Here is a 12,742-nt window from a genome sequence, read left to right as displayed (position 1 = left end):
ATGGATAATGACCGATCAGTAAAACCGGAGGGAATCGTATGTTCACCCAGCAGCAGACCCTGGTGCCGGCAGCCGGCCACGCCGGACGGTTCCTGGCTTTCCTGTTCCAGAAGATGGGCGCCGCCTTCCGCCGCCTGACCCGGGAGCGGGCCAACCGCCGATTGGAACAGCACCTCTCGGCCATGGACGACGCGATGCTGCGCGACCTCGGCATAGAACGGCAGCGGATCCACGGGGCCGTGAGAAGCGGGCGCCGGTGAGGAGGCCGGGGTGACGACCGGCTGCACAAGCGGACGGATTTCCCGGCGTGCCCAAGGAACGATAACCCGCCCCAAGGCATAAGGAAGGATTGGGAAAGCAGGGTACAGCACGAAGGGAATCCATGTCCGCCGATATCGCCGCCAAGCCGGGCCCGCTGCCGAGGGCAAGCCTTCGGGATACCTTGGCCGCCGTCGCGGAAATCGTCCTCCCGACGATCTCCAAGGGAGTCATCATCCGGAGGCCGAAGGTGGTCGGGCTGGCGGAGCGGCTGGGGCTGGACGGGCGGGCGGTCCGGCGCATGCAGCGGCTGCGGGCCAAATATGGGCCGGGGCCGCTGATGCTGGCCATCCCGGGCCGCCACCAGGCGATCATCCTGTCGCCGGAGGACGTGCATACCGTGCTCGACAACGCGCCGGAGCCTTTCTCCCCTGCCAGCGCGGAGAAGCGGGCGGCGCTCGCCCACCTGGAGCCGCATGCCTCGCTGATCTCCCGCGGGCCGAAGCGGGCCGACCGCCGCCGGTTCAACGAGCAGGTGCTTGACAGCGGCTGTCCGGTCCACCGGATGGGCGAGCGGTTCGTCGCGGTGGTCGGGGAGGAGGCGGAGGGTCTGCTGAAGACGGCGCGCTCCCGCGGCGAGCTGGCCTGGGACGACTTCACCGCGTCATGGCACAACATGGTCCGGCGGGTGGTGCTGGGCGACGCGGCGCGGGACGACGAGGAACTGACCGACATGCTGGCCCGGCTGCGCGCGGCGGGCAACTGGGCTTTCCTGCGGCCCCAGCGAAAAGGCCTGCGCGACCGCTTCTACGAGCGGCTGGAGGGGCATCTGGCGCGGGCCGAGCCGGGCAGCCTGGCCGCGGTCATCGCCGCCACGCCGCGGACGGCGGACACCGCCCCGGCCCATCAGGTGGCGCACTGGTTCTTCGCCTTCGATCCCGGAGGCATGGCGACCTTCAGGGCGCTGGCGCTGCTGGCCTCCCATCCCGACCAGGCCGACCGGGCGCGGCGGGAGATCGGGGATGCAGGAACCGAGGGGCGGCGGGACCTGCCGTTCCTGCGCGCCTGCATCCTCGAGTCGCTGCGGCTTTGGCCGACCACGCCGGCCGTGCTGCGGGAAACCACCCGCGAGACGCAGTGGGACACCGGCACCATGCCGAAGAACACGAGCGTGTTCATCTTCGCCCCATTCTTCCACCGCGACGACGAGAACCTGCCCTACGCCGACCGTTTCACCCCCGACCTGTGGATGGACGGCGTGCGTCAGGGCGGCTGGCCGCTGATCCCCTTCAGCGGCGGTCCGGCGATCTGTCCCGCCCGCGACCTGGTTCCCATGCTCGGCGGCGCGATGCTGGCGGCCCTGCTGGACGGCCGCCGGGTCCGCCTGAAGGAGCCGGGGAGGATCGATCCCGGCGCGCGGCTGCCCGGAACGCTGGACAATTACACCCTGCGTTTCGACCTGGGGGGCTGATCGGTTCCCTCCCGGCCCCCCGGTCGCCAAGCTCTTGATCGAAAGTCTAATGTGTCGCACTCTCCTGCGACAATTAGTCTGTATCCAAGAAAAATCGGGACCGGGAGGAACCACTCCATGGACATGTCCGGCAGCTACCGGGTCACGGCGCCGCGCGAAGAGGTCTGGGCCGCGCTGAACGATCCGGCCATCCTGAAGCAATGCATCCCCGGCTGCGAAGAGATCGAGAAGCAGTCCGACACCGAGATGACGGCCAAGGTCACCGCCAAGGTGGGGCCGGTGAAGGCCAAGTTCGCCGGGAAGGTCACGCTCAGCGACATCGACCCGCCCAACGGCTACACGATCAGCGGCGAGGGGACCGGCGGGGCCGCCGGGTTCGGCAAGGGCGGTGCCGCCGTCAAGCTGATCCCGGACGGTGACGGCGCCACGGTCCTGGAATACACCGCCCACGCCCAGGTCGGCGGCAAGCTGGCCCAGATCGGCTCCCGGCTGATCGACGGGACGGCGCGCAAGATGGCCGACGATTTCTTCGCCAAGTTCAGCGAGGTGGTGGGAGGGCCGCAGGACGCCGGAGAGCCGGACGCGGCTCCCGGGGAGCGGCCCGAGTCGCCTCCCCCGCCGGCCCCGGCCGCGGTTCCAAGCGGCCAGATGGCTGCCCAGCCGGCCGCCATCGCCGCCTTCACGGCGGCCGTTCCGGCGGCGAAGTCCCGGGCAACCGGGGAAGAACCGGTCGATCTCCGCCTGGTCGGAATGGTGGCCCTTGCCGTGATCGCCTTCACCGTCATTCTCTATACGATCGCCGGCAGTTGACCGGCCCGGTCCGGTTCGTCCGAGTCCCAATCAATAAAAAGCCTTGGCAATAAAAAATCCTAGCGAGGAAAGGCTCAGAAATGCCCACTAAGGTAACACTGAGCGTCAACGGCAAGCCCGTGACGCGCGAGGTAGAGGGGCGCACGCTGCTGGTGCAGCTGCTGCGCGAGCATCTCGGACTGACCGGTACCCATGTCGGCTGCGACACCAGCCAGTGCGGCGCCTGCGTCGTCCATGTGGACGGCCGCTCGGTCAAGAGCTGCACCATGCTGGCGGTCCAGGCCGAGGGCACCGAGGTCACCACCATCGAAGGCCTGGCGGCGGCCGACGGCACGCTTCACCCGATGCAGGCGGCGTTCCGCGAGCATCACGGCCTTCAGTGCGGCTACTGCACGCCCGGCATGGTGATGAGCGCCGTGGACCTGGCGCAGACCCACGGGCAGCTGGACGAGAAGACCGTCCGCGAGGGGCTGGAGGGCAACATCTGCCGCTGCACCGGATACCACAACATCGTCAAGGCCGTGCTGGCGGGGGCGGAGGCGATGCGCGCCGACGTTCCCCGGGCGGCGGAATGAGGAAGGGGCAGCAACCATGTCGAACTCTCCCGCCACCGGCAACGTCACCGGCATCGGCGCCTCCGTCAGGCGCCGCGAGGACTTCCGCTTCCTGACCGGCCAGGGCACCTATACCGACGACATCAACCGGCCGAACCAGACCCACGCCTATATCCTGCGCTCGCCCTATGCCCACGCGCGGATCAAGGGCATCGACACCTCGGCCGCGCTGGCGGCGCCGGGCGTCGTCGCGGTCTTCACCGGGCAGGACATCGCGGCCGACAAGGTCAACGGCCTGCCCTGCGGCTGGCTGATCCATTCCAAGGACGGCAGCCCGATGGTCGAGCCGCCGCATCCGCCGCTGGTGCTGGACAGGGTCGTCCATGTCGGCGACCAGGTCGCGGTGGTCATCGCCGAGAACCGGGACCAGGCCAAGGACGCCGCCGAGCTGATCATGGTGGACTATGACGAGCTTCCCGCCGTCACCACCTCGACCGCGGCGCTCAAGGACGGCGCCCCGCTGGTCCACGAGCAGGCCGCCGGCAACATCTGCTACGACTGGCACCTGGGCGACAAGGCCGCGACCGACGCCGCCTTCGCCAAGGCCGCCCATGTCACCAAGCTGGACCTGATCAACAACCGGCTGGTGCCCAACGCGATGGAGCCCCGTGCGGCGATCGGCGAGTACGACCGCGCCACCGGCGACTATACCCTGTGGACCACCAGCCAGAACCCTCATGTCATCCGCCTGCTGATGGGCGCCTTCGTGCTGGGCATCCCCGAGCACAAGCTGCGGGTCATCGCGCCGGATGTCGGCGGCGGTTTCGGCTCCAAGATCTACCACTATGCCGAAGAGGCGATCGTCACCTGGGCGTCGCGCAAGATCGGGCGCCCGATCAAGTGGGTGGCGGAGCGGTCGGAGAGCTTCGTGTCCGACGCCCACGGCCGCGACCACGTCACCCACGCCGAGCTGGCGCTGGACGCGGACGGCAAGTTCCTGGGGCTGCGGGTCCACACGCTGGCGAACATGGGGGCTTATCTTTCCACCTTCGCCCCGTCGATCCCGACCTACCTGTACGCGACCCTGCTGGCCGGGCAGTACGCGACTCCGGCGATCTATGCCGAGGTCAAGGCGGTGTTCACCCATACCGTGCCGGTGGACGCCTATCGCGGCGCCGGGCGGCCGGAAGCCTGCTATCTGGTAGAGCGCATCGTCGAGAACGCGGCCCGCGAGATGGGCATCGACAAGACCGAGCTGCGCCGGCGCAACTTCATCCCGCCGTCGGCCATGCCGTACGACACGCCGGTGGCGCTCCAGTACGACTGCGGGTTGTTCGAGAAGAACCTGGACCAGGCGCTGGAGCTGATCGACTACAAGGGCTTCCCGGCCCGCAAGGCGGAGGCGAAGGCCAGGGGCAAGCTGCGGGGCCTCGGCCTCGCCAGCTACATCGAGGCCTGCGGCATCGCGCCGAGCAACGTGGCGGGCGCTTTGGGAGCCCGCGCGGGGCTGTATGAATCCGGCGAGGTGCGGTTTCATCCCACCGGCTCGGTGACCGTCTTCACCGGCTCCCACAGCCACGGCCAGAGCCACGAGACGACCTTCGCGCAGCTCGTCTCCGACCGGTTCGGCATCCCGATCGAGAATGTCGAGATCGTCCACGGCGACACCTCCAAGGTGCCGTTCGGCATGGGCACCTACGGCTCGCGCTCGCTGGCGGTCGGCGGCTCGGCCATCGTCAAGGCGATGGACAAGGTGGTGAACAAGGCGAAGAAGATCGCGGCGCACATGCTGGAGGCGGCGGAGACCGACATCGTCTTCGACCAGGGCCGCTTCACCGTGGCCGGCACCGACCGGAGCCTCGGCATCGGCGACGTGGCGCTGTCGGCTTACGTCCCGCACAACTTCCCGCTCGACGAGCTGGAGCCCGGGCTGGACGAGCAGGCCTTCTACGACCCGAAGAACTTCACCTATCCCAACGGCACCCAGATCGCCGAGGTCGAGATCGACCCGGAGACCGGCGTCGTCAGGATCGAGAAGTTCGTGGCGGTGGACGATTTCGGCCGGGTGATCAACCCGATGGTGGTCGAGGGCCAAGTCCACGGCGGCATCGTCCAGGGCATCGGGCAGGCCCTGCTGGAGAACTGCGTCTATGACCCGGATACCGGTCAGCTTCTGACCGGCTCCTACATGGATTACTGCATGCCGCGGGCGGACGACGTGCCGAGCTTCACCGTGCAGTACCACGAGGAGGCGCCCTGCACCCACAATCCCCTCGGGGTCAAGGGCTGCGGCGAGGCGGGAGCGATCGGCGGCAGCGCCACGGTCATGAACGCCGTGGTGGACGCGCTGGCGGACCTGGGCATCGGGCATATCGACATGCCGGCGACGCCGGAGCGGGTCTGGCGCGCCATCCAGGGCGCTTCCGTGCCGCTGGCGGCCGAATAAAGCGATCGGGAAGGAAAAGAGCCATGTACGCATTCGAGTATCATCGCCCGACGACGCTGGCCGAAGCCGCCCAGCTCGCTTCCGGCAACGAGGACGCCAAGATCCTGGCGGGCGGCCAAACCCTGATCCCGACGCTGAAGCAGCGTCTGGCCCAACCGAGCGACGTGGTCGACCTGGGCGCCGTGGCGGATCTGCGCGGCATCCGGGAGGACGGCGACGCCCTGGTGATCGGCGCCACCACGCCGCACGCCGAGGTGGCGGCCAGCGCCGTGGTCCAACGTCTGATCCCGGCGCTGGCGAAGCTGGCGGAGGGGATCGGCGACGCCCAGGTGCGCAACCGCGGCACCCTCGGCGGGTCGATCTGCAACAACGATCCCTCCGCCGACTATCCCGCGGCCCTGGTCGGGCTGGGCGCCACCGTTCACACCACGACGCGGAAGATCGCGGCGGAGGATTTCTTCACCGGCATGTTCGAGACCGCGCTGGAGCCGAACGAGATCGTGACGGCGGTGGCCTTCCCGAAGCCGGGCAAGGCGGCCTACGTCAAGTTCCCCAACCCGGCCAGCCGCTACGCCACCGTCGGCGTGTTCGTCGCCGAGACCGGCGGCAGCGTCCGGGTGGCGGTCACCGGCGCCGCCCCGTCCGTGTACCGCTGGACCGAGGCCGAGCAGGCCCTGGCCGGCGGCCTGGACCCGGCGGCGCTGGACGCCTTGACCGTGGATGCCGACGGGCTGAACGCCGACATCCATGCCAGCGCCGAGTACAGGGCGAGCCTGGTCAAGGTCATGGCCAAGCGGGCGGTGGCGGCCTGCGGCTGATTGGCCGGTCGGATTTATGGATCATTCGTGTAGATTGCCGGCACTCTCCAGAGTGCCGGCCGAAGCTGGTCATAATCCACGAGGAATCACGGAATGAAGAAGCAAGTGTTGTTCGGCCTGGCGGCCGGCCTCGCCCTGATGGCGGGTGTGTCCGCCGCGTCGGCCCAGGACGCCGCCGCGGGCGAGAAGGTCTTCCGGGCCTGCAAGGCCTGCCACAGCCTCGAGGCGGGCAAGAAGGGCGTCGGCCCGTCCCTGCACGGCCTGATGGGCCGCCAGTCGGGCACCGTGGAGGGCTTCGCCTACTCCCCGGCGATGAAGAGCGCCAACCTCACCTGGAACGATGAGAACCTCGCCAAGTACCTGGCCGATCCCAAGGGCTTCATCGCCGGCAACAAGATGGCCTTCGCCGGCATCAAGAAGGAAGACGATCTGAAGAACCTGATCGCCTACCTTAACGAGGCCGCCAAATAAGGCTTCCCCTCGATCCGGGCGCCGTTCCCCCTGTGAGGGAAGCGGCGCCCGGACTCGTTCAGGCCCATGACCTAATATTGTCACAGGCATCCGCTTCACGCCTTAAGATTGATTTTAACCATAACTGGCAAGGTATCGCCGTTCTCTCCGCCCCGCTTTTTCCGCGAGACCGGCATCATGGCACCCGATACCTTCACCCTGGAACCCGAGCCCGAAGCGCAGTCGCTCCATCGCGACAGGCTGGGAGACCTGCGCGACCGGCTGGATCTGCTCAAGGCCGAAAGCGACCGGATCGCCCGCGGCTTCGTCCGGCTGCACGGCCTGCGCGTCTCGATGGCGACGCCCGGCGCGGATCTGGCCGAGCGCGTCGACCAGTTGATCATGCGGCATGAAGCCGACATCCTCCGTACCCACAGCCTGCTGCACGACGCGGCGAACCTGCTGGACGAGGCGGAAAACCTGTGGGCACGCCAAGCGATGCAGCACATCCCGACGCCCTGAGGATGCTTGTCCGAGTAGCGGTGCTGTAACCGATCCTTCACGAAATCGACGCCGCGGCGTCATCCATCTGGGCCATGGTCCCGTCTCAAACCTTTCCAAATCAATCAAGACGAAGGTTGGAGACAGGGCATGAAGACGTATCTCGGCGCCGCGGCCGGTCTGCTTGGCGCGGTCGCCGCCGCATTGTGGGCGCCGGCGGCCTCCGCCGCTTCCGGCAAGCTGGTGCTGTACACCTCCCAGCTCGAGGCGGACGCCCAGCAGACGGTGGACGAGTTCAAGAAGCTGCACCCCGGCGTCGAGGTCGAGTGGACCCGCAGCGGCACCACCGACCTGATGAACCGACTGCGCGCCGAGTTCCAGGCCGGGTCGCCGCAGCCGGACGTGTTGCTGATCGCCGACGCGGTCACCATGGAAAGCCTGAAGCAGGACAACCGGCTGGCCCGGTTCGAGAAGGCGCCGGTGGGCGACTACCAGGCGGGCCTGTACGACCCCGGCCTGACCTATTTCGGCACCAAGCTGATCACCACCGGCATCGCCTACAACAAGAACGCCAAGATGAAGCCGACCTCCTGGGCCGACCTGCTGAAGCCCGAGGCCAAGAACCTCGTCAGCATGCCGAGCCCGCTCTATTCCGGCGCCGCGGCGATCCACATGGCGACGCTGAAGGACGTGCCCGGCCTGGGCATGGACTATTTCGAGAAGCTTCAAGCCAACGGCGCGGTCGCGGTCCGGGGCAACGGCGGCGTGATGACGGCCGTGGCCGGCGGCGAGAAGCTGTATGGAATCCTGATCGATTATCTGCCGATCCGGGAAAACCTGAAGGGCGCGCCGGTCGAGTTCGTCTTCCCCACCGACGGGGTCACGGCCGTGTCGGAGCCGGTGGCGATCCTGTCCACCGCCCGCAACCCGGAGGCGGCGCAGGAATTCGTCTCCTTCCTGCTCTCGCGCGAGGGCCAGGAACTGGCATCGTCCCAGGGCTTCCTGCCGGCGCACCCCGACGTGGCGCCGCCCAAGGGCTTCCCCCGGCTGAGCGAGATCAAGGTGCTGCCGCTCGACAGCGCCAAGGCGCTGGCCGAGGACCAGGCCAACAAGATGGCTTTCGCCGACCTGTTCGGCGGCTGATGGCCCTCCTATCCGGTCAAGAGTTGCCCGGCCGCAGGATGCTGCGGCCGGATGCGGTGATGCTGGCGGTGCTGACGCTCCTGGTCGGCGTCGTGTCGGTGCTGCCCATGGCCCGCCTGATCGCGGAGGCGCTGTCCCCGGGCAAAGGCGAGGCGGCCGACGTCCTCGCCCGCGTGCTGTCGTCGCCCGCGACCTGGAGGGCGACCGGCAACAGCCTGACCCTCAGCCTGGGAGCGACCGGGCTGGCGGTAGCGCTGGGCGGCACCTTCGCGCTGCTGGTCGGGCTGACCGACCTGCGCCGGAAGCCGGCGCTGGTGTTCTGCTTCATGCTGCCGCTGATGATCCCGCCGCAGATCACGGCGCTGTCCTGGATACACCTGTTCGGCCCGTCGAGCGCCCTTCTGAAGACCCTGGGCGCGGCGCCGCCGCCCGGCACGCCGAACCCGCTCTACAGCGGGGGCGGCATCGTCCTGCTGATGGGCATCGAGCAGTCGGCGCTGGTGTTCCTGGCCCTGCGCGCCGGGCTGCGGGCGATCCCGCGCGAACTGGTGGAAGCCGCCCAGGCGGCGGGGGCCGGCCGCTGGCGGGTGCTGATGACGGTGGTGCTGCCGCTGGCGGCGCCGTCGCTGGTCGCGGGGACGGCGCTGGCCTTCGTTTCCTCGGTCGGGAATTTCGGCATCCCTGCCCTTCTGGGCATCCCGGCGGGGATCACGGTGCTGCCGACGCTGATCTACCAGAGGTTGGCCGGGTTCGGACCGGCGGTCCTGTCCGACGTCGCGGTGCTGTCGGTGCTTGTCGGCCTGATCGCCTTCGCCGGGGTGGCGCTCCAGGGCTGGCTTCTGGGCCGGCGCGACTTCCGCACCGCCGGCGCTTCGGCCCGGCAGCTCGACTACCGGCTCGGCGCCGTGCGCCCGGCGGTCGAGGCCGCCTGCTGGCTGGTGATCCTGATGATCGTGGTGGTGCCGCTGGTGGCGCTGGTCACCACGTCCCTGGTGCGCGTGTACGGGGCGCCGCTGGACGCCACGTCCGTGACCCTGGAGAACTATCTGCATGTGCTGCTGGTCCACGACGCCACAGGCAGGGCGTTCCGCAACTCCTTCCTGCTGGCGGCCGGAGCCTCGGCGCTGCTGATCTGCGTCGCCGTCCCGCTGGGATACTTCGTGGTCTGGCGCCGGAACCGGGTGCTCCGGGTGCTGAACCTGCTGGCGGAACTGCCCTATGCCCTGCCCGGCGTGGTGCTCGCCATCGCGACGATCCTGGTGTTCATCCGGCCGCTGCCGCTGCTCGACCTGACGCTGTACGGCACGGTGTGGATCATCCTGGTGGCCTATCTGGCCCGTTTCCTGTCCCTGGCGCTCCGGCCGGTGATCGCCGGCTTCCACACGCTGGACCCGGCGCTGGAGGAAGCGGCGCAGATGTGCGGCGCCGGGCTGGTCCACCGCCTGCGGACCGTGATCGTGCCGATGGCGGCCCCGGTGGCGGCGGCGGGGGGCATCCTGGTGTTCCTGACCTCGTTCAACGAGCTGACGGTCTCGATCCTGCTGTGGTCCTCGGGGGCGGAGACGCTGGGCGTGGTGGTCTATTCGCTGGAGGAGAGCGGCAGCACGGTGCTCGCGGCCGCCGTCTCGGTGATCGCGGTGGCCGCCATCCTGGCGATCATGCTGGCGGCGTCGCTGCTGGCCCGTCGCCTGCCGCCGGGCGTCCTGCCCTGGCAGGCGTGAGCGAGGATCATCGCGCCGCCGGGATCACCCAGCCGTCCCGGACCGAGACCCGCAACGGCGTTCCCGGTTCCGGCACCGGCCCGTCGCCGACCAGCAGGGGCAGGCTCGCGCCCGGCAGGGCATCGGGCACGACGTCGAGGGAGGTCGCTCCGCCCTTGTAGGTCGCCCGCCGGACGGTCGCCGCGAGCCCCTCCCCGCCCGGGACGAGCCCTTCCGGACGCAGGCAGGCCAGCGCCGGCCCGGTGGCGGTCCCCGGACGGCAGCGGAGCCGGGCCGTGGCATCGCCGATGCGGACCAGCGCGCGGGCGTCTTCGGCGATTTCCAGCACTGTCACCTCGACCACGGCGCCCTTGCCGATGAAGCCGGCGACCATCGGGGTCGCGGGTTCGGCATAGAGGCTGCGCGGCGGCGCCACCTGGGCGAGCCTTCCGCCGTCCATCACCGCGATCCGGTCGGCGAGCGCCATCGCCTCGGACTGGTCATGGGTGATGTAGACCATGGTGGCGCCGGTCTTGGCGTGGAAGGCGGCGAACTCGTCCTCCATGGAGGCGCGGAGATGGACGTCCAGGTTCGCCAGCGGCTCGTCCAGCAGGACGAGCGAGGGCTCCATCACCAGGCAGCGCGCCAGCGCCACCCGCTGGCGCTGGCCGCCGCTGAGCTCCGCCGGACGGCGCGCCCCGTACCCGCCGAGGCCGACGAGGTCGAGCGCCGCCGCGACGCGGCCCTCGTAGGCTTGCCCCCGGATCCCGGCGACCGTCAGCGGGTAGCCGACATTGCCCGCGACGGTCATGTGCGGCCACAGGGCGTAGCTTTGGAAGACGATGCCGACCCGGCGCTGTTCGGCCGGGACGTGGAGGTGCTGCGACGACACCGGGCGGTCGCCGATCGCGATCGATCCGCCGTCGACCCGCTCGAAACCGGCGATCAGCCTGAGGAGCGTGGTCTTGCCGCACCCGGAGGGACCGAGCACGGCCAGGAACTCTCCGTTGGCGACGGCGAGGTCGACCGCATCGACCGCAACCGCCTGCCCGAAACGCTTCGTTACTCCGTCGAGGACCAGACCCGCCACCCAGGCTCACCCCTTGCCGCTTGAGGATAGACGACGCGGGACATAGCGCGGCCGGCGGGTCGGTGCCGTGAAGATTTGGTTACATCCTTCGATCAGTATCCGACGATAGTCCGAATCGGACGATTTCAGGCACGCCCCAGGGGCGTCTCGCTCAGGAGCTGCTGGCTCAGCAGCATGCGCTTGAAGATGGGCTTGTGCTCCAACCCGTCAGGAATGTCGAAGCTGTAGTCGAGCAGGTCGGCACCTTCGCTCATGTAGAGCAGGAGGTCGTGCAGACGGGCGAGGGTATCGTTGTCGGCGATTCCCATCGCCTTGTCGAGCAGGCCGTGAAGCTCCTGCTCGATCTTGACCTCGTGCCGCTGGCTCATGAAGCCCTCCATAGCAAAAAGACAACAACTAGGACAGTTTGGAACATGAACAGTTTGTCTGAAACCCAGACCTTCGGAGCAGGTGCATTGGGTGCGTCCTTTGAAAGGTTGAAGTCACTTTATGGATGCACCGGGCAGGCGGAGCAAACCTAAAGGAGGCACCCTGGCATATTATCATAGGAGGTATACCCCGCCAGCCCGAGATGAAACGGAAACGGGATTGTTGGAAGGGCAGTTCCCGCCCCACCGCAAGCCAGCGTAAAAAGGAGTTCCGATGGCACCGGAGCAACAGCAGCCGCCGCAGCATCAGGACGAGCAGCCGGGCCGCGAAACGGAGATGACCCCCAGCCCCCGGTTCGCCCGGCGCGACTACAAGGGGAGCGACAAGCTCCTGGACAAGGTGGCCCTGATCACTGGCGGCGACAGCGGCATCGGCCGGTCCACCGCCGTCCTTTTCGCGCGCGAAGGTGCCGATGTCGCGATCGTCTATCTGGCCGAGGACAACGACGCGCAGGAAACCAAGAAGCTGATCGAGAACGAAGGCCGGCGCTGCCTGACGCTGCGGGGCGACCTGGGCGACGAAGGTTTCTGCCGGCAGGTGGTCGACCGCACGGTGGAGCAGTTCGGCAAGCTGGACATCCTGATCAACAACGCGGCCGAACAGCATCCCAAGTCGTCGCTGGAAGAGATCACCGCCGAACAGCTCGAACGGACCTTCCGGACCAATATCTTCGCCTATTTCTTCCTGACCAAGGCGGCCCTGCCCCACCTGAAGGACGGCGCGTCGATCATCAACACGACGTCGGTCACCGCGTACAAGGGCAGCCCGCAATTGCTCGATTATTCCTCGACCAAGGGCGCCATCGTCGCCTTCACCCGCTCGCTCAGCCAGTCCCTGGCCGAGAAGAACATCCGGGTCAACGGCGTGGCTCCCGGACCGATATGGACGCCGCTGATCCCCTCCACCTTTCCGGAGGACAAGGTCGAGCAGTTCGGCGGGAACGTGCCGCTCGGCCGCGCCGGCCAGCCGGAAGAGGTGGCGCCCTGCTACGTGTTCCTCGCCTCGGACGACGCGTCCTACATGACCGGCCAGGTCCTCCACCCCAACGGCGGGTCGGTCGTCAACGGCTGAC

Annotated in this window: 13 protein-coding genes; 11 read left to right on the top strand and 2 right to left on the bottom strand. The window is 68.5% G+C overall.

Translation table 11 applies throughout. The features are described from left to right. Window positions 1–38: 38 nt before the first annotated feature. From JL100_RS05285 to JL100_RS05240, 10 genes are all read left to right on the top strand, one after another. On the top strand, window positions 39–260 hold the full coding sequence (locus tag JL100_RS05285; protein WP_202682160.1) for a DUF1127 domain-containing protein: 222 nt from the start codon (window positions 39–41) through the stop codon (window positions 258–260). 122 nt (window positions 261–382) lie between these two features. Then, on the top strand, window positions 383–1,729 hold the full coding sequence (locus tag JL100_RS05280) for a cytochrome P450 (protein ID WP_202682161.1): 1,347 nt from the start codon (window positions 383–385) through the stop codon (window positions 1,727–1,729). Window positions 1,730–1,846: 117 nt separating this feature from the next. Continuing rightward, on the top strand, window positions 1,847–2,539 hold the full coding sequence (locus JL100_RS05275; RefSeq protein WP_228421080.1) for an SRPBCC family protein: 693 nt from the start codon (window positions 1,847–1,849) through the stop codon (window positions 2,537–2,539). A gap of 80 nt (window positions 2,540–2,619) precedes the next feature. Further along, window positions 2,620–3,114 (top strand): (2Fe-2S)-binding protein, encoded by a 495-nt coding sequence (locus tag JL100_RS05270; RefSeq protein ID WP_202682162.1) that lies wholly within the window; start codon window positions 2,620–2,622, stop codon window positions 3,112–3,114. A gap of 16 nt (window positions 3,115–3,130) precedes the next feature. Next, complete coding sequence (locus JL100_RS05265) at window positions 3,131–5,539, top strand: xanthine dehydrogenase family protein molybdopterin-binding subunit (protein WP_202682163.1); 2,409 nt, start codon at window positions 3,131–3,133, stop codon at window positions 5,537–5,539. Between the two features lie 23 nt (window positions 5,540–5,562). After that, window positions 5,563–6,357 (top strand): FAD binding domain-containing protein, encoded by a 795-nt coding sequence (locus tag JL100_RS05260; protein WP_202682164.1) that lies wholly within the window; start codon window positions 5,563–5,565, stop codon window positions 6,355–6,357. A gap of 93 nt (window positions 6,358–6,450) precedes the next feature. Further along, window positions 6,451–6,828, top strand: a complete 378-nt coding sequence (locus JL100_RS05255; protein WP_202682165.1) for a c-type cytochrome — start codon at window positions 6,451–6,453, stop codon at window positions 6,826–6,828. 177 nt (window positions 6,829–7,005) lie between these two features. Continuing rightward, window positions 7,006–7,329 (top strand): hypothetical protein, encoded by a 324-nt coding sequence (locus tag JL100_RS05250; protein WP_202682166.1) that lies wholly within the window; start codon window positions 7,006–7,008, stop codon window positions 7,327–7,329. A gap of 129 nt (window positions 7,330–7,458) precedes the next feature. Beyond that, the gene (locus JL100_RS05245; RefSeq protein WP_202682167.1) at window positions 7,459–8,451 is read left to right on the top strand and encodes an ABC transporter substrate-binding protein; all 993 of its coding nucleotides are present in this window, start codon (window positions 7,459–7,461) and stop codon (window positions 8,449–8,451) included. A 59-nt stretch (window positions 8,452–8,510) separates the two neighbouring features. Further along, window positions 8,511–10,172, top strand: a complete 1,662-nt coding sequence (locus JL100_RS05240; RefSeq protein ID WP_228421079.1) for an ABC transporter permease — start codon at window positions 8,511–8,513, stop codon at window positions 10,170–10,172. A gap of 7 nt (window positions 10,173–10,179) precedes the next feature. Here the strand turns inward: JL100_RS05240 and JL100_RS05235 are convergent, their stop codons facing one another. Beyond that, window positions 10,180–11,241 carry an ABC transporter ATP-binding protein gene (locus JL100_RS05235; protein ID WP_202682169.1) on the bottom strand — a complete coding sequence of 354 codons (1,062 nt, stop codon included), beginning with the start codon at window positions 11,239–11,241 and terminating at the stop codon, window positions 10,180–10,182. 125 nt (window positions 11,242–11,366) lie between these two features. Then, complete coding sequence (locus JL100_RS05230; protein ID WP_202682170.1) at window positions 11,367–11,609, bottom strand: hypothetical protein; 243 nt, start codon at window positions 11,607–11,609, stop codon at window positions 11,367–11,369. Between the two features lie 274 nt (window positions 11,610–11,883). Between JL100_RS05230 and JL100_RS05225 the strand changes: the two genes are divergently transcribed. Then, window positions 11,884–12,741 carry an SDR family oxidoreductase gene (locus JL100_RS05225; RefSeq protein ID WP_202682171.1) on the top strand — a complete coding sequence of 286 codons (858 nt, stop codon included), beginning with the start codon at window positions 11,884–11,886 and terminating at the stop codon, window positions 12,739–12,741. The last annotated feature ends 1 nt before the right edge of the window (window position 12,742 follow it).

Origin of the sequence: Skermanella mucosa (assembly GCF_016765655.2) — a bacterium.
GTDB lineage: Bacteria > Pseudomonadota > Alphaproteobacteria > Azospirillales > Azospirillaceae > Skermanella > Skermanella mucosa.
This window is presented reverse-complemented; position numbering and strand designations above follow the sequence as displayed.